Below are 20258 nucleotides of genomic sequence, written 5' to 3'. Positions count from 1 at the left end.
CTATCGTTTGATTTTCTTATTCAAGGACAATATCGTATGATATGCCGCCTCTTGTTCAGCCGCTTTTTTCGTACGTCCTTTACCTTTTCCAAAGGTTTGTTTTCCCACTTTTACTTGAGCGTAAAAGGATTTATCATGGTCAGGTCCTTCTTCTCCCAAGAGTATATATTCTATTGGATCTTTATAGTTGCTTTGTATCAGTTCTTGAAGGATAGTCTTGCTATCATAAAAGAGCTTCTTTTTTTCAGCATCATCTAAAACAAATTGATGAATAAACTCTTTTGCACTAGCAAGACCACCATCTAAGTATATTGCTCCAATCAAAGCTTCAAAAGCGTCAGACGTTACCGAATCACGTTTTCTTCCACCGGTATTGTCCTCACCTTTACCTAAATATAAATAGTCACCTAAGTTTATTTTTCTTGCACTGTATGCCAGAGCCGGTTCACACACCATGCTGGCTCTTTGTTTCGTGAGATTTCCTTCTGCCATACCTGGATGCTCATAAAACAAAAATTCACTTGAAATCAATTCTAAAACGGCATCTCCCAAAAATTCCAAACGTTCATTGCTATCCTCCTTTGGTAAATTGTGTTCATTAATATAAGAACTATGCCTCAGTGCGTTTAGTAATAGTTTTTCATCGTGAAACCGATACTTGATTTCTTCCATTAATTTTTGATAATCTTTTTCCATATGCGCCTCATAAAAGGGGTTGTCGTAAAACAACAACCCCCAATCCTCTAATCATTTGATGCATTTTTTATCTGCTCAACTGCATCTCCAACTGTTACAATTTTTTCGGCATCTTCATTGCTGATTTCAATATCGAAGGTTTCTTCGATTCCCATTATTATTTGAAAAATATCTAAAGAATCTGCTCCTAAATCATCCACAAAAGTGGTGTCTGTGGTAATTTCAGATGGGTTCGTATTTAGAACATCCACAATAATCTCCTTTAACTTTTCAAACTCCATACCTTAGTCCTCCTTTACGATACTTTCTCGAATTTTATCGCTTATTTTTTGTTCTTTAAAGGTGATACATTGAATCAAGGTGTTACGAATTTCTTTCGATTTTGCATTCCCATGGGTTTTTACAACCAGAGCGTTTAAACCTAACAGCGGCGCACCGCCATATTCCGTTGCATCAAAGGATTTCATCATTCCTTTTAAGGCTGGTTTAATGAGTAATGCTCCTATTTTGCTTCTAAGATTCGATAATAAACTGTCCTTTATCTTCTTAAAAAGTACTCCGCCAACACCTTCATACATTTTTATAATAATATTGCCGGCAAAGCCTTCTGCTACAACTACGTCCACTTCTCCATAAGGAATATCCCGAGCTTCTACGCTTCCAACAAAATTAATATCTTTTTCTGCCTTAAGAAGAGGAAAGGTTTCCTTTACAAGAGCATTTCCTTTTTCTTCTTCAGCACCCACATTAACAAGGGCGACTTTTGGATTCTTTTTCCCAATTACGTGTTCAATATAAATAGAGCCCATCTTTGCAAACTGTACTAAATGAGAAGCTCTAGCATCTACATTAGCACCACTGTCCACCAAAAGTGAAATTCCTTTATCGGTTGGAATCAGCGGAGCCATTGGAGCGCGTTCCACTCCCTTGATACGTCCAATAATGACTTGCCCACCTACTAAAATAGCACCGGAACTTCCTGCAGATACAAAGGCATCGGCTTTCTTTTCCTTAACCAATTTCATTCCCACTACAATAGAGGAATCTTTTTTCTTTCGAATGGCATTTACTGGGGCTTCAGAAGTTTCAATTACTTCACTTGCCGGGACAATCTCTATCTGGTTCTCTTTATAGCTGTGAGAAGAAAGAGAATTTTTTATCGCCGCTTCATCTCCTACCAAAAGAACTTTTAAATCCCTTCTCTCATTTGTTGCTTTTACGGCACCAAGAACAATTTCCTGGGGTGCATTATCACCACCCATAGCATCTAGGGCTACTGTTGTTATTTCCTGCATCTTTTATTTCCTCCTAGTACTCTAAAAGTAATTCTACTAGAAAAACAGAAAAGATGCAACGTTTTGCGTTGCATCTTTTGCATATTCCTTAGTCTACACTAATTACTTCCTTTTTGTTATAAGAGCCGCAAGCCTTACATACTCTATGAGGCATCATAAGTTCACCACATTTACTGCACTTTACTAAGTTTGGTACGCTCATTTTCCAGTTTGCTCTTCTCTTATCTCTTCTGCCTTTAGAAGATTTATTCTTTGGACAAATTGACATAGGTTACACCTCCTTACAATTCTTAAATATATCGCGGATAACTGACATTCGTGGATCCAAATCTGCATCTGGATTATCCCATGAAATTCCTTTGCAGTCATCCTTACAAAGAATCTTTGTGGGCCACCCTACAACAAGCTCATCCATGATGAGTTCGTTAATATCCAGGCTATATCCGTCAATTTCATTTGTATCAAGCCTTCTGTCAATATGAACAGGTATTATTTCTTTCACTTCCGATAAGCATCTGTCGCAGGGAATCATAAATTCAAGACAAGTTTCTCCTTTTACATCTACTTTTCCTTCGCCTGCATACTGAATGAACACAGACAGAGAAGGATTATTTAGAACTTGGAAAACTTTTTGTCCAATTTCAAATTCCTTTAAATCAACATGAACCTGTAGGTCAATATCATTATGATTGTCAGACAAAACATCGGATAGATTAATCAACATCGTTCGCTCCTATTCACACCTAAACTATTATATCAAATAAAAAGGATTTGTCAATAAAATTAAAGAAGATTTACAGTTTCTCTTGCAATTGCCAATTCCTCATTTGTAGGAACAACCATTACTTGCACTTTTGAGTCCTTTGTTGAGATTGTAACTTCTTCACCTCTAATATTGTTTGCCTCTTCATCCAGTTCGATTCCAAGATATCCAAGATATGGCATAACATCAGCTCGCACAAGCTCATCATTTTCTCCAATTCCTGCTGTAAATGCAATTACATCAACACCGTTCATGGCAGCTACATAACTTCCAATGTATTTTGCAACACGGTAAGCAAATACAGTTAATGCTAAGGTTGCCTTATGGTCGCCTTTTAGTTTTGCATCTGTTAAATCTCGGAAGTCACTGGACAATTTAGAGATTCCATATACTCCAGATTCTTTATTTAATACCTTCATGATATCATCTACATCAAAACCTTTTTTATTATGAAGATATTCTAAGATAGCAGGATCTACGTCCCCGCATCTTGTTCCCATTACAAGCCCCTCAAGAGGAGTAAGACCCATGGATGTATCTACAGATTTTCCGTTTTTAACTGCACAGATACTGGATCCATTTCCTAAGTGACAAACGATTATTTTTAAATCTTCAACAGGTTTTCCTACGATTTCAGCTACTCTTTTAGAAACAAAGCTGTGACTTGTTCCGTGGAAACCATAGCGTCTCACTTTATAATCTTCATAATATTCGTATGGCAGACCATAAATGTAAGCATGTTCTGGCATTGTCTGATGGAATGCTGTGTCAAAAACACCAATCATAGGTGTGCTTGGCATTGCATCCTGGCATGCACGTACACCGATTAAATTTGCTGGATTGTGAAGAGGTGCTAAATCATTACATTCTTCAATCTTTGCAAGGATTTCATCATTTAAAACAACAGATTCAGTGAAATTTTCCGCACCATGGACAATTCTATGCCCAACTGCACCAATTTCATCCAACGACTTGATTACACCAGTTGCCTCATTTTGTAATGCTTCCAGCACATATTTGATTGCCTCATTATGTGTTGGCATAGCCTTGTCTGATTTTTCCTTTTCTCCGCCTGCCTTTTGATACACAAGTCTTCCGTCAATACCGATTCTTTCACAGATACCCTTTGCAAGCATATCCTTGCTGTCTGTGTCAATTAATTGAAATTTCAGTGAAGAGCTTCCGCAATTAATTACCAATACATTCATTTTCTCATTTACCTCTCTTTATTCGTTGATAGTTGCCTGAACAGCAGTAATTGCTACCACACCTACGATATCCTGTGCGCTACATCCTCTGGACAAATCATTAACTGGAGCTGCAATACCTTGTGTAAGTGGACCATAAGCTTCTGCATTTCCTAATCTTTGTACGAGTTTGTAACCGATATTTCCAGCATCTAAATCTGGGAAAATTAATACATTCGCATTACCAGCTACTGGGCTATCGGGTGCTTTGGATTTTCCTATTTCGGGAACGATTGCTGCATCAAGTTGGAATTCTCCATCAATCATAAGACCTTCAGGTGCATCTGCTTTTGCAATTTTAACAGCTTCCACAACTTTATCAACGTCAGGATGCTTTGCGCTTCCTTTTGTTGAATGAGATAATAAAGCAACAATGGGCTCTTTTCCAACTAAGGAACGGAAAGATTCCGCTGCAGACAAACTAATAGACGCTAACTTTTCTGAATCTGGATTTTGTTCCAAACCACAGTCTGAAAATACAAATGTACCATCTGCTCCCATATCGCAATTTGGAACAACCATTACGAAAAAGGAAGATACTAGTTTTGTACCTGGTTTTGTCTTTAAAATTTGAAGACTTGGTCTTAATGTCTCAGCAGTTGAATGACAAGCTCCTGCTACCATTCCATCTGCATCTTTCATCTTAACCATCATCACACCGTAGTAAAGATAATTTGTTGTTAAAAGTTTTTCCGCTTCTTGTGCTGTCATTCCCTTTGCCTGTCTAAGTTCTACAAGCTTTTCGATATAAGCACTTGTGTGTTCGTCTGTTTTTGGATCAACGATGGTTGCCCCACTCACATCAAAAGACCCTTTGTTTTGTTCTACCTCTTCCTTACTCCCAACTAATACAACATTTGCAGTACCTTCTTTTAAAATTGTTTCACATGCCTCGTAGGTACGGATATCTTCGGTTTCTGGTAGTACGATAGTTTTTTTGTTTGCTCTTGCTTTTGCTTTAATCTCATCTATGAATCCCATGATTAATAGACTCCTTTCTTTTTTCAGTAGCTTAATTATAACATAAAGACCTTGATTATCAAGGTCTTTAAAAGGCTTATTTTGTGCATTTTTACGTACAATCCCTTGTTATTATTTTCACAACGAGAATACGACGCTTACAATCGAAAAATATACGGTTACTGTACTGATATCAACGAGAGTTGAAATAAGAGGTGTTGCCATAATAGCTGGATCCAACCCTACCTTTTTTGCAATCAGCGGAAGGGAACATCCTACGACTTTTGCAATGACAATCGTACAAGCCATTGTTAATCCTATTGTCAGAGAAATAAGCGGGTCACCTTGTTTCATAAGTAAGATACGAAGTCCATTTATGACCGATAAAATTCCACTGATAATAAGAGCGACTCTTATCTCTTTGAAAATAACACGAAATAAATCATTAAATTTTATTTCTCCAACTGCAAGTCCCCGAATTACAAGAGTTGAACTTTGAGAACCACAGTTTCCGCCCGTACCCATAAGCATAGGAATAAATCCAGCAAGCTGAGGCATAACAGCAAGAGCCATTTCGTAATGTCCCATAATCATTTGAGTGACAGTGGCCGAAAGCATTAAAAAGATAAGCCAGGGCAGGCGGTTTTTTACGTGCTGCCACACACTTGTCCCAAAATAAGACTCCTCATTTGGACTTAAACCGGCCATGATACTAATATCTTCGGTGGTCTCATCTTCCATAACCTGCATAGCGTCGTCAACGGTTACTAAACCCACCATCCGATTCTCATGGTCAACGATGGGCAGAGCCATCATACCGTATTTGTGAATGGTTTGTGCAACCTCTTCCTTGTCATCGGTGGTTGTGGCATACATAACATTCGTATCCATAACCTCTTCAATGGTTCTTGATTCTCCAGAGGTTAACAAATCTTTCAAATCTACCGTTCCAATCAATTCCCTTTTTTCCGTAACATAACAAGTATAGATGGTCTCACGATTTAAACCCACTTGCCTGATTTTCAAGATTGCTTCTGACACAGTCATTTCTTTTCGAAAAGCGATGTAGTCAATATTCATAATACTTCCCGCACTATCCTCCGGATATTGCAGAAGTTGGTTTATTTGAGCACGTTTTTCTACATCGGTAGCCATTAGCAAACGATCAACTACGTTAGCAGGCAGCTCCTCCAGAACATCTACGGTATCATCTACATACATCTCTTCCATTACTTCTTCTAGTTCAGAATCCGTTAAGGCGTTGATTAGATGTTCTCTCATATCACTATTTAAATTTGTGAAAGTTTCAGCGGCATCATCCTTTGGAAGCAAACGAAATATAATTACCATATGCTTTTGATCAAATTCTTCTAACAGTATTGCCAGATCAATGGGATGCATGTGATTTGTCAGGGCTTCTCTCAATTCTTTGTACTTTCTCTCTTCTAAAAGCGTTAGAATCTCTTCTTTTGTCATTCGATCTTCCACTTCTATTTCCCCCTTTCAAATCCTGTCTTTTGCACAATTATACAACATATAGTATAATCAATTTCATACTGAGTTACAAGGAGAAATATATGAAAACGGTAGGTTTAATTACAGAATACAACCCATTCCACAAAGGACATTTATACCATATACAAAAAGCAAAAGAAGTTACAGGTGCAGATGAAGTTGTTGTTATTATGAGTGGAGATTTCGTGCAAAGAGGTGCACCAGCTCTTATGCCCAAACATTTACGGGCACAGATGGCACTGAAGTGTGGTGCTTCGCTTGTCTTGGAACTTCCTCTTCTTTTTGCTACTGGGAGTGCGGAATTGTTTGCACAGGGAGCCGTAACCATTTTGGATAAATTAGGTATTGTAGATGTTCTTTGCTTTGGAAGCGAAACCGGAAATTACAGTAGACTAGAAAAAACTGCAAGGATTCTTCTTGATGAACCGAAAGAATATCGACAGGTATTAAAAGAAAAGCTTCGTGAAGGAAACACTTTTCCAAAGTCTATGCAATATGCTTTAGCGGCTTGTTTTCCGGAAGAAAGCTTTGGTGTGAAGCAGTTTTCTTCTAATGACATATTAGGAATTGAATATAGTAAAGCACTGCTCTCTTTAAACAGCTCAATGAAAGGGGTTGCAATCAAACGTGAGGACTCGAATTATCATGATGAAGATTTAAGCCCAATCTATAGCTCTGCGACGGCAATACGCAAGCTTTTCAAGGAGGGTTATCCAGTGGAAATAGAAAATCATATTCCGCCTGAACTGTATTCTATTTTCAGGGATGCATATAATATTCGGTATCCTGTTTTTTTGGATGATTTTTCCCTTCTCTTAAAAACGAAGCTTTTAAGGGAAACGAAAGAAAGTTTGATTTCATATTTAGATGTTTCTACAGAACTGGCAAACAGAATTTTAAATAAACGTGATTCTTTCACTAATTTTAGCGGCTTTTCCATGCTTCTGAAAACAAAAGAAATGACATACTCCAGAATCAGCCGTTGTCTGATACATATTTTATTGGACATAAAAAAGAATATGCTTTCTGTCTCTTTGGAGACCTTAATTGACGCAGTTCGTGTTTTGGGATTTCGAAAGGATTCCCAGGAATTGCTTCGGAGAATTAAAGAGGCTGGGAATATTTCTCTGGTAACAAAAATCAATTCTGAGAATAATTCCAACTTAATTTCACAAGACATTGCCGCTTCTGATTACTATGAAAATGTTGTCAGCTATAAATTTCAAAAAAAAATGCTCCGGGAACCTTCCCAGAGCATGGTATTACTTTAATTTTTTTGTACAGGCTATTGCTAAAGCTCCTGGTCCAATGTGACAGGAAACACTTAGAGAAAGAGGATCCACCACGAAAGGGGTGTCAGGGAAGCGCTCTTTTGCTTCCTCGACCCATTTTTCCACCTCTTCTGTCTCGCAGGTATGGGCAATTGCCATATGTACCTCTTCGCCAGAAAAGCGTGTCATAATATCTTTTTCAATCGCATCCAGCATAATACGCTTTCCGCTCTTTGTTCCTCTTACTTTCGCAAAGGCATCTAGTTTTTCACCTTGAATCTGAAGAACGGGTTTGATTTTTAAAACCGTACCGATTGCAGCACCTGCCGGTGTAATACGTCCACCTTTTTTTAAATACTTTAATGTATCTACCATAATATAGATGCTGGCTTCTAACTTGTTCTTCATAAGTCTTTCTTCAATCTCAGCGGCACTGAATCCCCCATCTACCATGTCAATTGCCTCAAGAACAGATTGCTTTTGTGTAACAGAAATTCTTTGATTATCAATGACATGAACACGTCCCTTAAACTCTTGGGAAAGCACATAGGCTGTTTCACAGGATCCGCTTAAGCCGCTGGACATGGGAATGTGAATAATCTTATCGAAGGATTCTAAAATTGAGTTCCAGAGTTCGATCAAATCCCCAACAGCAGGTTGAGATGTATGAATATCACTATCGTCTGCTAACCGTTGATAAAACTCGCTTTGAGACAATGTCACATCTTCAAAATAGACTTCTCCATTTATCGTAAATGGCATAGGAACCACCCATATTCCCAGCTGCTTTGCTTCTTTTTGTGTAATTCCGCTGTTACTGTCTGTAACAATCGCTATTTTTTCCATTTTTATAGTTCCTCTCGATTAATTTTTAAAGCTGTGGATCGGAGCTGGTATTCTACCTTTTCTTTCAACTAATTTGCTGCAATCAAATTCATTGACTGGCATAATTGGTGCATAGCCTAATAGTCCACCAAATTCAACAATTTCTCCCACATCTTTTCCAATGACCGGAATTAATCGAACGGCAGTTGTTTTTTGATTTATCATACCAATTGCCATTTCATCGGCAATAATCCCAGATATTGTCTGGGGTTTTGTCTTACCTGGGATGGCAATCATGTCGAGACCTACAGAACAAACACAGGTCATAGCCTCTAGTTTTTCCAAGGTAAGTGCACCGGCATTGACTGCATCTATCATCCCCTGATCTTCGCTGACGGGAATGAATGCACCGCTTAACCCGCCCACATAGGAAGAAGCCATAACTCCACCTTTTTTAACTTGATCATTTAACAGAGCAAGTGCTGCTGTTGTACCAGGAGCGCCGACTCTTTCCAATCCAATCTCTTCTAATATCTCAGCAACACTATCACCAATTGCTGGAGTAGGAGCCAAGGACAAATCAACGATTCCAAAAGGAACCCCAAGACGTTTTGATGCTTTTTCTGCAACAAGCTGTCCCACTCGTGTTACTTTAAAAGCCGTTTTCTTAATGGTTTCACAGAGAACTTCAAAACCTTCTCCACGCACTTTTTCGAGGGCTTTTTTCACCACTCCCGGACCACTGACACCAACATTTATGACTGCATCTCCTTCTGTTACACCTAAAAATGCACCTGCCATAAATGGATTATCATCTGGGGCATTGCAAAAGATAACCAATTTTGCACATCCAAGAGAATCTTGATCTTTTGATGCCTCTGCTGTTTCCTTTACGATTTCACCACATAGACGTACTGCATCCATATTGATACCGGTTCTGGTAGAACCAACATTAATTGAGCTGCATACTCTTGCGGTACAAGAAAGTGCTTTTGGAATGGAGTGAATCAAAAGTTCATCGCTTCTCGTCATCGCTTTGGATACTAATGCGGAATAACCTCCAATAAAGTTTACTCCCACTTCCTGGGCACAGGTATCTAATACTTTCGCAATTTCTACAAAGTCCTCTTCGCTTTTACAAGCAGAACCGCCAATCAAACCGATTGGCGTAACAGAAATTCTTTTATTTACAATAGGAACGCCAAATTCTTTTCCAATCTCGTCTCCCACACGTACCAAATCCTTTGCCATGGTAGTTATCTTGTTATAAATGTTTGATTTGACCTTTTCTAAGTCAGAATCAATACAATCCATAAGACTAATTCCAAGAGTAATGGTACGTACATCCAGATTTTCGTTTTCTATCATCTGTAAAGTTTCATTTACTTCATATATATTAATCATTCTCGGTTATCCTTCCTATATTCTATGCATTTTTTCGAAAATTTCTTCTCTTTGGCAACGAATGCTTACACCGATTGATAATCCAATTTCTTCTAACTCACTGTTTACAATTGCGATATCTTTTGTTGCATTGCCTGCATCTACAATTGCCATCATGTTAAAGTATCCATCTACAATTGTCTGGCTGATATCTAGAATGTTTATGTTTGCATCTGCTAAATAATTACAAACTTTAGCAATAATACCAACTCTGTCTTTTCCTACCACTGTTAATACACATTTTTTCATTATCTTTTCTCCTTAAAAACTATATCGATATTATCTCTGAAACACAGTTTCGCTTTGCTACCATTAAAGGAAAGTCCTCACCTTTATAAGGATTATCTCCCATGCTTATTTCAAGCTTCACAGTTTCATAGGCTAATTCTTCATAATTATTTTCTTTGCTTAGATGACCAAGAACTATGCACTGCATTTTATCATGTAGTATATCACAAAGCAATCTTCCTGACAATTCATTCGATAAATGCCCTTTGTCTCCTAAAACCCGACGCTTCAAGGGATAGGGATATGGTCCTAATTCCAGCATATGAGTGTCGTGGTTTGCCTCTAATAAAATCGCATCCAAATCTGTTAGTGCATGAACGATGTAATCATCATATTTTCCAAGGTCTGTAGCGATAGCCACTTTTTTATTTCCACTTTCAACCCGGTATCCACAAGGCTCCATTGCATCATGAGAAATCGCAAAGGGGTGTATCTCTAAGTTTCCAAGTGAAAAGGACTTGTCTGTTTCGATTTCATTAAGAAGACCTTCCGGCATTTTCCCCAGACTTTTGCAGCAGGAAATCCCTTGCAGAGTTCCTTTTGTCCCATAAATAGGTACTCCATATTTTCTACTGTAAACGCCAAGCCCTTGTATATGATCAATATGTTCGTGAGTCACTAGTATTCCGTTGATTTCATCCCCTTTGATCTCCAGTTCATTTAAGCCTTCTTCTATCCTTTTTTTACTGATTCCCGTATCTACTAGGAGATGTGTATTTTCATTTCCCACATAAACACAATTGCCACTGCTTCCACTGGCGATACTGCAAAGTCTCATCTATTTATACTCCTATAATGTTTTCATTATGTCATCCACTTGCTCGGTGGTTTCTAAAAATGTACTGTTATTATCAATTACACGGTCACAATTTTTGAAAAAGGCATCCTTAGATTCTTGGTTTTTCATAATGCTCATAGCTTTCTCAGAGCTGTATCCCCGCGCATATTTAAGCCGCTGCATGCGTATATCATCTTCCACATAGATATACCAGATTTCTTCACATATTTCTTCATAATGATCTTCAAGCAAAAGGGCAGCTTCAATAAAAAAGAAGTTTGTTCCCTTCTTTTCTTCCTTTTCAATCATACGCTTAACCTCTGTTTTTACACCGGGGTGCATGATTTGGTTTAGTTTTAGAAGTTTGTCATTATTGGAAAAAACAATTTGCGATAGTTTCTTACGGTCTAACGCGCCGCGTCCATCCAGAACATCCGCGCCAAATAGTTCAACAATCTGTTGAAATTGGTCTGTTCCTTTTTTTTGTAGTTTCTTGGCCACTTCATCTGCCTTTACAATAGTTGCTCCGTATTGATCGTGTAGATACTCCAGTACATCTGATTTTCCGGAACCAATTCCTCCTGTTATGCCAATCACCATCATAATAGTCTACCTTCCTTCCGCTTATTTTGCTTCGTACCAGTTTTCACCCACGTGTATATCAATTTCTAAAGGAACACTTAAATCCACAACTTTCTCCATGTGGTTGACCAGTATTTCCTTTACTTTTTGAACTTCGTCTTTATGGGTCTCAATTAAAAGCTCATCATGAACTTGTAAAACAAGCTTTGATTTTAAATTTTGTTTTTCCAGTTCATCACTTACTTGATTCATTGCCATTTTCATAATGTCGGCTGCCGTCCCCTGAATCGGTGCATTCATAGCAACTCGTTCTCCAAAGGATCTTTGCATATAGTTGCTTGAAGACAACTCTGGAACTGGCCTTCTCCTGTGATACAGAGTCGTAACATATCCATTTTCTTTGGCTTGTTCCACTTGTGTATCCAAAAACTTTTTAATGCCAGGATAGGTTTTGAAATAATTTTCAATATAGGTTTCCGCTTCTTTTCTCGTAATACTTAAATCTTGGCTTAAACCAAAGGAGCTGATACCATATACGATTCCAAAGTTCACTGCTTTCGCATTTCTTCGTTGCAAAGGTGTTACTTCATCAAAGGGAACATTGAAAACATTAGAGGCCGTGATTCTATGAATATCACTTTGATCTTGATAGGCTTTTATAAGGTTTTCATCCTTGGACAAAACTGCCAGTATTCGTAATTCGATCTGTGAATAATCGGCATCTACAAAGACGTAGTCTTCTTTTGCTTTGAAGACTTTTCGAATTCTTCGTCCAAGCTCCATACGGATGGGGATGTTTTGAAGATTAGGTTCGGTACTGCTTAAACGTCCGGTTGCAGTAATCGTTTGATGGAATTTGCCGTGAATCCGACCATCTGTACCTATAAAGTGGGCTAACCCATCTGCGTATGTAGATTTTAGTTTTGTTAATTGACGATATTCTAATATTTTGTCTACTATTGGAAATTCTTTTGCTAGTTTTTCCAGAACATCGGCAGCGGTTGAATAACCGGTTTTTGTTTTCTTTCCATGAGGAAGTCCTAAGTTTTCAAACAAAACAACTCCCAACTGTTTAGGTGAATTTATATTAAATTCTTCCCCGGCTTCTTTATAAATATCTGTTTCCAACAGGGATATACTTTTTTGTAATTCGTTTCCATACTCTTCCAACTCTTTTGCATCTACCATCACACCTGCTTTTTCCATACGATCCAAGGTGAGAACCAAGGGCATTTCCAGATTGGTGAAAAGCTCGTACATATTACTTTGCTTTAAATTTGCTTCCAGAATTGGCTGGCTGTGGAATGCCGTGTATGCCTCATAACCCAAATCTTTTTGCGGTTCCATCTCGTCTAACATAAGATTTAATTGTTCTCTCGCCACATCTTTGTAGGTATAGTCGTTTTTCAATGGATTCATCAAATATGCAGCAATAATGCCGTCGAAAAGATTTGAGGATGTGTGGATTACAAGCTCTTTTGAGATATCTTTTATCTGAAAAGCACCTATTTGGGTTGGGGAAGAAAATAATTTTTCGACCTCATCTTTATAATCCCCTAAAATTACATAGGTTTGCTCATTGTAGCACAGGCTGATTCCATAGTTTTCTTTCAATGCAAAACCAACGAGAGGTACCTTCTTCGCTGCATCAAAGATTTCAAGGGCTTTTTTCTTGTCTTCTACAACTTTAAGGTTTATATCATGAGAGTTTTCTTTGTCTTCCTCCTCGAACTTAGAAAAAAGATTTTTAAACTCCAGTTTTTGAAACCATTCATAGGCTTCCTTTGTAAAGATATTTTCAAGTTTGGCTTCACTTAATTCAAAGGGAAAATCTCCATTTTTTTCGATGGTTGCCAATTCTTTACTTAGTGTTGCTAAGTCATAATGTTCTTTTAATGCATTTGCAGCTCTTGGGGGCTTGAGCTCCTCAATATGTGCATATGCATTCTCAATGCTTTTATATTCTACAATAATTTTTGTGGCTGTTTTTTCACCAATGCTAGGGACACCAGGTATATTATCAGAAGAGTCTCCCATCAACGCTTTTACGTCGATAAATTCGTCTGGTGTAACGTGATATTGGGCTACTACATCTTCATCATAGTAGGTATATACTTCTGTTTTTCCTTTGCTGGTTTTCGGAATACGAATTTTCACGCGCTTTGTTGCTAACTGTAACAAATCTCGGTCTCCAGACAGAATTACCACATCGAAATCCTGAGATTCACATTTGACAGATAAGGTTCCTAAGATATCATCTGCTTCAAGACCTTCTTTTTCAATAATGGTAATACCCATAGCAGTTAAAACTTCCTTCATAATAGGAACTTGTTCCCTCAGTTCATCTGCCATGGGTTTTCTTGTGCCTTTATATTCTTTAAACATCTCGTGCCGAAAAGTTTTTGCTGATACATCGAATGCTACCGTTAAATAATCTGGTTTTTCTTCGTCCATGACTTTAAAAAGCATTGTCAAAAAACCGTATATTGCATTTGTGTGTAACCCTTCAGCATTTGTAAGGTCTGGCAGACCATAAAAAGCCCGATTCAATATACTATGGCCGTCAACTAATAATATCTTATCCTTCATAGTGTCTTCCTTTCTTTATTACATACACGTTAAGTATATCATATCCTGAATAAAGATACCAAATAAAAGAGGTTACTATTTTAGCAACCTCTTTCATGATCCAACACTTTTTTATACAATACTTGTTCCGCCGTCTACAATTACAAATTGTCCGCTTACATAACTGGACATTTCGCTTGAAAAGAATAAAATCACACCGTTTAATTCTCCTCTTTTTCCTGGTCTTCCCATAGGGCATTGATAATTGTATCCGTTTAGGAAATCAGAAGATTTAAATAAAGTATTCTCCGTCATTTCTGATTCAAATAATCCTGGTCCTACAGCATTAACTGTGATATTGTATTTTCCGTAGGATGCCGCCATTCCTTTTGTAATTCCCAATACTCCGCTTTTGGATGCATTGTATGAGTGACGAATAAATACATCCTGCTTATCTGCAATCACAGCATTTATAGATGCAATATTCACAATTTTCCCATACTCTTGCTCCATCATATAAGGAATTACATATTTTGAAGACAAGAAAATTCCTTTCAAGTTTGTGTTCAGAGATTTGTCCCAGTCTTCCACTGACATGTCGTGGACACCACCTCTTACTGCAATCCCGGCATTGTTTAGGAGAATATCCACTCTTTTAAAGTGACTATGTACTGCTTCCATTGCAGTTTTTACACTCTCTTCATCTGTAACATCGCAGGAGTGAATGAAAACATCAACGTTGAATGCTTTTAATTCTTCTGCTAGAGCCTCTAGTTTTTCGACTCTCCTTGCTAAAAGAGCTACATTGGCTCCTTCTTTGGCGTAACCTCTAGCTGCGTCAGCCCCAAGACCGCTAGAAGCTCCAGTTATAACTGCTACCTTACCTTTTAAATCATACATCATAGTTTAAAACCTCCCTTTTAATATGAATTAGGAGTATACTCCTTTGTTCAAAAGAGAATATACTCAGGTTGTTAAATTCATTGTATCATATCATGGTAGATTCATTAAAGAATTTTAATCATAACGTATTTCTTCTTTGCTCTTTCTATTTTCATGCTTTAATGTTTTTACACCAAAGATAAAATACAGGACATGAAAAACCCACACGAATCCAAGAACAATTCTGCCAACAGGAACTTTATCCATCATATAAAAGCCAAACCCCATAACGACTGTAACGGTAAAAATAATTCTAATCTTGGTACTCATCTTCATAGATTTACTTACAACATAAGATTCAAGATTCTCTTTATAAATTTTGGTGCCAAGAAACCAGCTGTGTAGTTTTTCTGAGCTTTTTGCAAAACTGAATAAGGTAAGCATTAAAAAAGGAAAGCTTGGAAGTAAAGGAAGAATCGCACCAATTATTCCAACGCCCAAGCTAATTAATCCTAAAGTAATCCAGAAAATTTTAAGTGGACCCTGTTTCATCGATAATCCCTCCCTTTTATTCTATTCTTATACCATATCTAAAATGGAACGTCAATTAAAGCACCCTGTTAGAGAAGCAATTCATATATCATAGATTTTCCTTGTCTTTCATCAAAGGAATAAGGTTTTTCATATATTTTCGTAAGTCCGTATTTGTCATAAAACTTGTAGGAAGCATCTGTATTCGTAAATAAACGTATATTTTTGACTTTCTCGTGAGTGCATTTCTCTACCATTCCATTTACAAGGGCGGTTCCTAATCCTTTTCTATAATCTTTTCTTGAAGACAAAGCGGCTAGTTCACAATCGCAGTAACCGAATGTTGAAGGTTCTCGTTCCATCATTTTTTGAAAGAATAGTTCAAACTCTTTTTTGAAATCAGGAGACGTATTGTATCTCTTTAAATAGAATTTTAGGCTTAGTTTTATAAAAGCACCATAATGTTGTTTTTGTTCATAAGTTTTGGCCAGTTTTTTATTGAATGATTTGTTATAGATTCCACTTACGAAACCTACTACCATTCCATCCTTTTCAGCGACCAGATTAAAATTGCTTTTTTCCAACATGACCTGAGTATAGTCTTTTAATAAAAGCCAATCCCTTTCTTCTGCTTTCGATTCAAAAAAGCCTTCATAAAAGCACTTTGTACAGTCCTTTAAATCTTTTTCCTTATAACTTCTAATTCTATACATTTAACACCTCGAATTTTATACAACAGAATAGTTATCTACAACTAACTATTCTATCATACTCATTCGATTATTTCAATTCACTCAATTTTAATATTCTGTATTACAAAAATGCCCCAACCTAATATACAAGGTTGGAGCATTTCTATTATACTGCGGATGGAGGGACTTGAACCCTCACGTAGTCACCTACGCAAGATTTTGAGTCTTGTGCGTCTGCCATTCCGCCACATCCGCGCATCTGGCTTTGTCAGCCAGAAACTATAATATCATATGATTTGATAATTTACAAGCAAAATTTTTGCAATGGTTTTAGATTTTTGACTCTCTCTCGCTTATCTCTTTTATTTTCTTGTGGAAATCCGAAAAATCAAAAGTTGCATAGTAATCCATTGGCTTTTCTGCTCTTCGTATTAATTCAACATTTCCGTCTTCTTTTAAAAGTAACTCAGCAGATTTCAATTTTCCATTATAGTTATATCCCATGGCAAAACCATGTGCTCCAGTATCATGAATCACCATATAGTCACCCATTTCTACTTTTGGAAGCATGCGATCAATAGCAAATTTATCATTGTTTTCGCATAGTGAACCCGTTACATCATACTGATAATCCCGGGGTTCTTCTTCTTTTCCTAATACAGTAATATGGTGGTAAGCGCCATACATAGCAGGGCGCATTAAATTCACTGCGCAAGCATCAACACCAATATATTCTTTATACGTGTGTTTTTCGTGAATTGCTTTTGTTACCAGGCAGCCATAAGGACCCATCATAAATCGACCAAGCTCTGTATAGATGGCAACATCTCCCATACCGGCAGCAGTTAAAACTTCTTCATAGACTTTACGGACTCCTTCTCCTATCACTTTAATATCATTACCTTCTTGACCAGGCTGATAAGGTATTCCGATTCCCCCAGAAAGGTTAATGAACTTGATGTGAACCCCTGTTTCTTTCTGCAAATCCACAGCAAGCTCGAAGAGTACTTTAGCAAGAGTAGGATAATATTCATTTGTAACGGTATTACTTGCTAAGAATGCGTGAATACCAAACTCTTTTACACCTTTTGATTTTAAAATCTTAAAAGCTTCATAAAGCTGTTCTGTTGTAAGTCCATATTTAGAATCTCCTGGATTGTCCATGATATCATTGGAGATTTTAAAGAGTCCACCTGGATTATAACGACAACTCATCGTTTCTGGAAACGTACCAATCGCCTCCTCGAGAAAATCAATATGAGTAATGTCATCTAAATTAATGATTGCACCTAATTGATTGGCATATACGTATTCTTCCATCGGTGTATCATTAGAAGAAAACATGATATCTTTCCCTATAGCTCCAATCGCTTCTGAAAGCATCAGCTCTGTATAAGAAGAGCAATCACAGCCGCAGCCATACTCTCTTAATATATTTATTAAAAATGGATTTGGGGTCGCTTTTACTGCAAAATATTCCTTAAATCCATTATTCCAGGAAAAAGCATCTCTTAAGGCCTTTATATTTTCCCGTATCCCTTTTTCGTCATAAAGATGAAAGGGTGTAGGATATGATTTAACAATTTCTTCAACTTGCTCTTTTGTTACAAATGTTTTTTTCTCCATTTTAATAACTCTCCTCATTTAATGATAATAATTTAATTTCATTTCCCAGGGCATTTTTAAACAACTCAACAAATACTTTTTGCCCGGAATACAAGCAAGTATTTTGACTCCCCTCACCATATTCTCCTGTAATCGCATATTGGGAATCAATAATCAGGCCAATGCTTGTTCCTCTATCTTCGCTGAAATATACTTTAAAATCTTCAACGGAGACTGCCTGATCCGTTAAAATCACAACTTTTTTTCCTTGTTCACTTAGCTCTCTTAGTTCTCTTACAAAATAAAGAAGGTAACTCCTGGTACAGGATAAATATGCATGCTCCTTTGTGCTCTTTAAAAGATTCTTGAGCTTATTTAAGATGTTATTCTCTCCTTCAATAGTAATATAACCTTCGGATACTTCTTTTTGTTCTGGCATATGACTAATCAGCCACATTCTGGCATCTTCTATCTCACGAATATGATTTCTTGTAAATTCTCTTAACTCAACCGGAACGTATTTTTTAGTGCTACCCTCTTCAACTGTATAAGCACCGCCTTTTTCCGCTAAAGACGCAAGAGAATTATAAGCGTTTGACCGAGAAATACCTAATTGCTTTGCTACTTCATACCCGGAAATTGTCCCTTCCGTAATTAAGCATTGATAAACCAAAGACTCTTGTCTTGTTAAACCGAATTGCATTAAACTTTCTACAAATTTTGTGGTATACACACCATCACCTCCAACGTAGTTTTGTACAGGAACACCTTACTCCTTTTTTGGGATTTTGTCAAGAGCTATAATTATCAAAACGTATAAAAAGACAAGATTTCAAAAAGATGAAATCTTGTCTAAAATATTTGTCTTTTATTCTACAACGGCAATTCTCATCGTATTGCTTGAAGTGCTGGAACGTGCTTGCACTCTTGTAGGTGGAATACCCGCAGTAATGACAACAACATCACCTATTTCAACTAAAGATTTTGCACGCACAAGGTCTAACACACCGCTGCAGACTTCTTCCGTTGAATTGTATTCCATTGTTCGAAGAGGATATACTCCCCAGTACATCTGCATTCTACGAAGTGTTCTTTCATCTGGGCTTAAACCATAAATTTGAGTTTTGGGTTTAAACTTTGATACAACTCTTGCAGTCGCCCCAGATACAGTTGGAGTCACCAGACACTTTGCCTGAATATTATATGCAGTATTAACGGAAGCATGTCCTATTGCACTGGAAATACTCTTCATATGGAGGTCTTTTCTCTTATACAAAAACTCTTCATAATCCAGATGCTGTTCTGTGTCTTTTACGATATGTACCATCATATCAAGAGCCTCTATTGGATACTTTCCTTGAGCCGTTTCACCTGAAAGCATAACGGCATCTGTTCCATCATAAACAGCGGTAGCCACATCCGTTACCTCTGCTCTGGTAGGACGGGGATTACGGATCATAGAATCTAACATCTGTGTTGCCGTAATAACCGGTCTGTAATTTTCACTGCATTTTTCGATAATCATCTTTTGCAAATAAGGAACCTCTTCTGCTGGAATCTCAACTCCAAGATCTCCTCTTGCTATCATGACGCCATCAGAGCTTCTTACGATTTCTTCTATATTTTTAATACCTTCTGCATTTTCAATCTTTGCAATGATTGGTGTGAAAGGCGCATCCAATTCATTTAAATAAGCACGTATTTCAAGAATACATTCAGCATTTCGTACAAATGAAGCTGCAATGAAATCAATGCCTTGTTCTACTCCAAAACGGATATCATCCTTATCTTTTTCGGTAATGGCTGGCAGGCGGACGGGTACATTCGGTATGTTTACACCTTTCTTCTCTCCTAGTTCCCCGCCGTTTGTAACACTACAGACAATGTCATTTCCTGTCACACTTTCTACGTTAAGTCCAATTAATCCATCATCTATTAATATTACATTTCCAACTTCTACATCATCTTTTAATCCTGTATAACTAATACTTACCTTATCCTTAGATCCTTCTACAATATCAGTGGTTAAGATAAATTTATCCCCTGTTTTCAGCTTGACTTTTTTTCCGTCTTTCAACATACCGGTTCTGATCTCCGGTCCCTTTGTATCCAAAAGAATTGCGACTGGAACGTTTTCCTCGTCACGAATTTTTTTCAATAAATCCATACGAGATTTCTGTTCTTCGTAATCTCCATGAGAAAAGTTAAACCTTGCTATGTCCATACCTCGTTTTACCAGTTCTCTCATTAATTTGGGATCATTCGTGTTTGGTCCCATGGTACAAATGATTTTTGTTTTCTTCATACTTTAAAATTT

Annotated in this window: 21 protein-coding genes and 1 tRNA gene; 1 reads left to right on the top strand and 21 read right to left on the bottom strand. The window is 37.4% G+C overall.

What is annotated here, in order from left to right:
- From rnc to mgtE, 8 genes are all read right to left on the bottom strand, one after another.
- Nucleotides 1-696 carry a ribonuclease III gene (gene rnc / locus NHH15_RS04420; RefSeq protein ID WP_262065441.1) on the bottom strand — a complete coding sequence of 232 codons (696 nt, stop codon included), beginning with the start codon at nucleotides 694-696 and terminating at the stop codon, nucleotides 1-3.
- Between the two features lie 47 nt (nucleotides 697-743).
- Nucleotides 744-977 (bottom strand): acyl carrier protein, encoded by a 234-nt coding sequence (acpP, locus tag NHH15_RS04415; RefSeq protein ID WP_262065440.1) that lies wholly within the window; start codon nucleotides 975-977, stop codon nucleotides 744-746.
- 3 nt (nucleotides 978-980) lie between these two features.
- On the bottom strand, nucleotides 981-1991 hold the full coding sequence (plsX, locus tag NHH15_RS04410) for a phosphate acyltransferase PlsX (protein ID WP_262065439.1): 1011 nt from the start codon (nucleotides 1989-1991) through the stop codon (nucleotides 981-983).
- Between the two features lie 88 nt (nucleotides 1992-2079).
- Nucleotides 2080-2259, bottom strand: a complete 180-nt coding sequence (rpmF, locus tag NHH15_RS04405) for a 50S ribosomal protein L32 (RefSeq protein ID WP_262065438.1) — start codon at nucleotides 2257-2259, stop codon at nucleotides 2080-2082.
- Between the two features lie 3 nt (nucleotides 2260-2262).
- Nucleotides 2263-2715 carry a YceD family protein gene (locus NHH15_RS04400; RefSeq protein ID WP_262065437.1) on the bottom strand — a complete coding sequence of 151 codons (453 nt, stop codon included), beginning with the start codon at nucleotides 2713-2715 and terminating at the stop codon, nucleotides 2263-2265.
- Nucleotides 2716-2774: 59 nt separating this feature from the next.
- Nucleotides 2775-3962 (bottom strand): acetate kinase, encoded by a 1188-nt coding sequence (locus NHH15_RS04395; protein ID WP_262065436.1) that lies wholly within the window; start codon nucleotides 3960-3962, stop codon nucleotides 2775-2777.
- An 18-nt stretch (nucleotides 3963-3980) separates the two neighbouring features.
- Nucleotides 3981-4982: a phosphate acetyltransferase gene (gene pta, locus NHH15_RS04390; RefSeq protein WP_262065435.1), complete on the bottom strand. Its 1002-nt coding sequence runs from the start codon at nucleotides 4980-4982 to the stop codon at nucleotides 3981-3983.
- A gap of 117 nt (nucleotides 4983-5099) precedes the next feature.
- On the bottom strand, nucleotides 5100-6437 hold the full coding sequence (gene mgtE, locus NHH15_RS04385) for a magnesium transporter (protein ID WP_276008663.1): 1338 nt from the start codon (nucleotides 6435-6437) through the stop codon (nucleotides 5100-5102).
- A 101-nt stretch (nucleotides 6438-6538) separates the two neighbouring features.
- On the opposite strand from mgtE, the gene NHH15_RS04380 reads away from it, so the two are divergent.
- Nucleotides 6539-7747: a nucleotidyltransferase gene (locus NHH15_RS04380; protein ID WP_262065434.1), complete on the top strand. Its 1209-nt coding sequence runs from the start codon at nucleotides 6539-6541 to the stop codon at nucleotides 7745-7747.
- On the opposite strand, the gene NHH15_RS04375 is transcribed toward NHH15_RS04380, so the two are convergent.
- The 13 genes from NHH15_RS04375 to pyk all read right to left on the bottom strand — a co-directional run bounded on the left by NHH15_RS04375 (nucleotide 7739) and on the right by pyk (nucleotide 20246).
- Nucleotides 7739-8593, bottom strand: coding sequence for a DegV family protein (locus NHH15_RS04375; protein WP_262065433.1), 855 nt, complete (start codon nucleotides 8591-8593; stop codon nucleotides 7739-7741). The two genes, NHH15_RS04380 and NHH15_RS04375, sit on opposite strands and share 9 nt — an antisense overlap.
- Before the next feature lie 18 nt (nucleotides 8594-8611).
- Nucleotides 8612-9976, bottom strand: coding sequence for a PFL family protein (locus NHH15_RS04370; protein WP_262065432.1), 1365 nt, complete (start codon nucleotides 9974-9976; stop codon nucleotides 8612-8614).
- Between the two features lie 15 nt (nucleotides 9977-9991).
- Entirely contained in the window at nucleotides 9992-10264 is a 273-nt protein-coding gene (locus NHH15_RS04365; protein ID WP_262065431.1) for an ACT domain-containing protein, read from the bottom strand.
- A 19-nt stretch (nucleotides 10265-10283) separates the two neighbouring features.
- On the bottom strand, nucleotides 10284-11081 hold the full coding sequence (locus NHH15_RS04360; RefSeq protein ID WP_262065430.1) for an MBL fold metallo-hydrolase: 798 nt from the start codon (nucleotides 11079-11081) through the stop codon (nucleotides 10284-10286).
- Nucleotides 11082-11093: 12 nt separating this feature from the next.
- Entirely contained in the window at nucleotides 11094-11684 is a 591-nt protein-coding gene (gene coaE, locus NHH15_RS04355; protein ID WP_262065429.1) for a dephospho-CoA kinase, read from the bottom strand.
- 21 nt (nucleotides 11685-11705) lie between these two features.
- Nucleotides 11706-14252, bottom strand: a complete 2547-nt coding sequence (polA, locus tag NHH15_RS04350; protein WP_262065428.1) for a DNA polymerase I — start codon at nucleotides 14250-14252, stop codon at nucleotides 11706-11708.
- 111 nt (nucleotides 14253-14363) lie between these two features.
- Nucleotides 14364-15134 (bottom strand): SDR family NAD(P)-dependent oxidoreductase, encoded by a 771-nt coding sequence (locus tag NHH15_RS04345; RefSeq protein ID WP_330639146.1) that lies wholly within the window; start codon nucleotides 15132-15134, stop codon nucleotides 14364-14366.
- A 114-nt stretch (nucleotides 15135-15248) separates the two neighbouring features.
- Nucleotides 15249-15665 carry a YbaN family protein gene (locus NHH15_RS04340; protein ID WP_262065427.1) on the bottom strand — a complete coding sequence of 139 codons (417 nt, stop codon included), beginning with the start codon at nucleotides 15663-15665 and terminating at the stop codon, nucleotides 15249-15251.
- Between the two features lie 68 nt (nucleotides 15666-15733).
- Nucleotides 15734-16357: a GNAT family N-acetyltransferase gene (locus tag NHH15_RS04335; RefSeq protein WP_262065426.1), complete on the bottom strand. Its 624-nt coding sequence runs from the start codon at nucleotides 16355-16357 to the stop codon at nucleotides 15734-15736.
- A gap of 151 nt (nucleotides 16358-16508) precedes the next feature.
- Nucleotides 16509-16591: transfer RNA gene (locus NHH15_RS04330), tRNA-Leu, on the bottom strand.
- 75 nt (nucleotides 16592-16666) lie between these two features.
- Complete coding sequence (locus NHH15_RS04325) at nucleotides 16667-17962, bottom strand: diaminopimelate decarboxylase (protein ID WP_262065425.1); 1296 nt, start codon at nucleotides 17960-17962, stop codon at nucleotides 16667-16669.
- Between the two features lies 1 nt (nucleotide 17963).
- Nucleotides 17964-18674 (bottom strand): TrmB family transcriptional regulator, encoded by a 711-nt coding sequence (locus NHH15_RS04320; protein WP_262065424.1) that lies wholly within the window; start codon nucleotides 18672-18674, stop codon nucleotides 17964-17966.
- 135 nt (nucleotides 18675-18809) lie between these two features.
- Nucleotides 18810-20246, bottom strand: coding sequence for a pyruvate kinase (pyk, locus tag NHH15_RS04315; protein ID WP_262065423.1), 1437 nt, complete (start codon nucleotides 20244-20246; stop codon nucleotides 18810-18812).
- Between the last annotated feature and the right edge of the window lie 12 nt (nucleotides 20247-20258).

This window comes from Aequitasia blattaphilus (genome assembly GCF_024721305.1).
Taxonomy (GTDB): Bacteria; Bacillota; Clostridia; order Lachnospirales; family Lachnospiraceae; genus Aequitasia; species Aequitasia blattaphila.
The sequence above is the reverse complement of the archived record's forward strand: the minus strand, read 5'-3'. Positions and strand labels throughout refer to the sequence as shown.

Excerpts from the sequence above, each read along its gene's own strand:
- rnc (WP_262065441.1), bottom strand. The coding sequence starts at position 696 with ATGGAAAAAGATTATCAAAAATTAATGGAAGAAATCAAGTATCGGTTT.
- acpP (WP_262065440.1), bottom strand. The coding sequence starts at position 977 with ATGGAGTTTGAAAAGTTAAAGGAGATTATTGTGGATGTTCTAAATACG.
- plsX (WP_262065439.1), bottom strand. The coding sequence starts at position 1,991 with ATGCAGGAAATAACAACAGTAGCCCTAGATGCTATGGGTGGTGATAAT.
- rpmF (WP_262065438.1), bottom strand. The coding sequence starts at position 2,259 with ATGTCAATTTGTCCAAAGAATAAATCTTCTAAAGGCAGAAGAGATAAG.
- NHH15_RS04400 (WP_262065437.1), bottom strand. The coding sequence starts at position 2,715 with ATGTTGATTAATCTATCCGATGTTTTGTCTGACAATCATAATGATATT.
- NHH15_RS04395 (WP_262065436.1), bottom strand. The coding sequence starts at position 3,962 with ATGAATGTATTGGTAATTAATTGCGGAAGCTCTTCACTGAAATTTCAA.
- pta (WP_262065435.1), bottom strand. The coding sequence starts at position 4,982 with ATGGGATTCATAGATGAGATTAAAGCAAAAGCAAGAGCAAACAAAAAA.
- mgtE (WP_276008663.1), bottom strand. The coding sequence starts at position 6,437 with ATGACAAAAGAAGAGATTCTAACGCTTTTAGAAGAGAGAAAGTACAAA.
- NHH15_RS04380 (WP_262065434.1), top strand. The coding sequence starts at position 6,539 with ATGAAAACGGTAGGTTTAATTACAGAATACAACCCATTCCACAAAGGA.
- NHH15_RS04375 (WP_262065433.1), bottom strand. The coding sequence starts at position 8,593 with ATGGAAAAAATAGCGATTGTTACAGACAGTAACAGCGGAATTACACAA.
- NHH15_RS04370 (WP_262065432.1), bottom strand. The coding sequence starts at position 9,976 with ATGATTAATATATATGAAGTAAATGAAACTTTACAGATGATAGAAAAC.
- NHH15_RS04365 (WP_262065431.1), bottom strand. The coding sequence starts at position 10,264 with ATGAAAAAATGTGTATTAACAGTGGTAGGAAAAGACAGAGTTGGTATT.
- NHH15_RS04360 (WP_262065430.1), bottom strand. The coding sequence starts at position 11,081 with ATGAGACTTTGCAGTATCGCCAGTGGAAGCAGTGGCAATTGTGTTTAT.
- coaE (WP_262065429.1), bottom strand. The coding sequence starts at position 11,684 with ATGATGGTGATTGGCATAACAGGAGGAATTGGTTCCGGAAAATCAGAT.
- polA (WP_262065428.1), bottom strand. The coding sequence starts at position 14,252 with ATGAAGGATAAGATATTATTAGTTGACGGCCATAGTATATTGAATCGG.
- NHH15_RS04345 (WP_330639146.1), bottom strand. The coding sequence starts at position 15,134 with ATGATGTATGATTTAAAAGGTAAGGTAGCAGTTATAACTGGAGCTTCT.
- NHH15_RS04340 (WP_262065427.1), bottom strand. The coding sequence starts at position 15,665 with ATGAAACAGGGTCCACTTAAAATTTTCTGGATTACTTTAGGATTAATT.
- NHH15_RS04335 (WP_262065426.1), bottom strand. The coding sequence starts at position 16,357 with ATGTATAGAATTAGAAGTTATAAGGAAAAAGATTTAAAGGACTGTACA.
- NHH15_RS04325 (WP_262065425.1), bottom strand. The coding sequence starts at position 17,962 with ATGGAGAAAAAAACATTTGTAACAAAAGAGCAAGTTGAAGAAATTGTT.
- pyk (WP_262065423.1), bottom strand. The coding sequence starts at position 20,246 with ATGAAGAAAACAAAAATCATTTGTACCATGGGACCAAACACGAATGAT.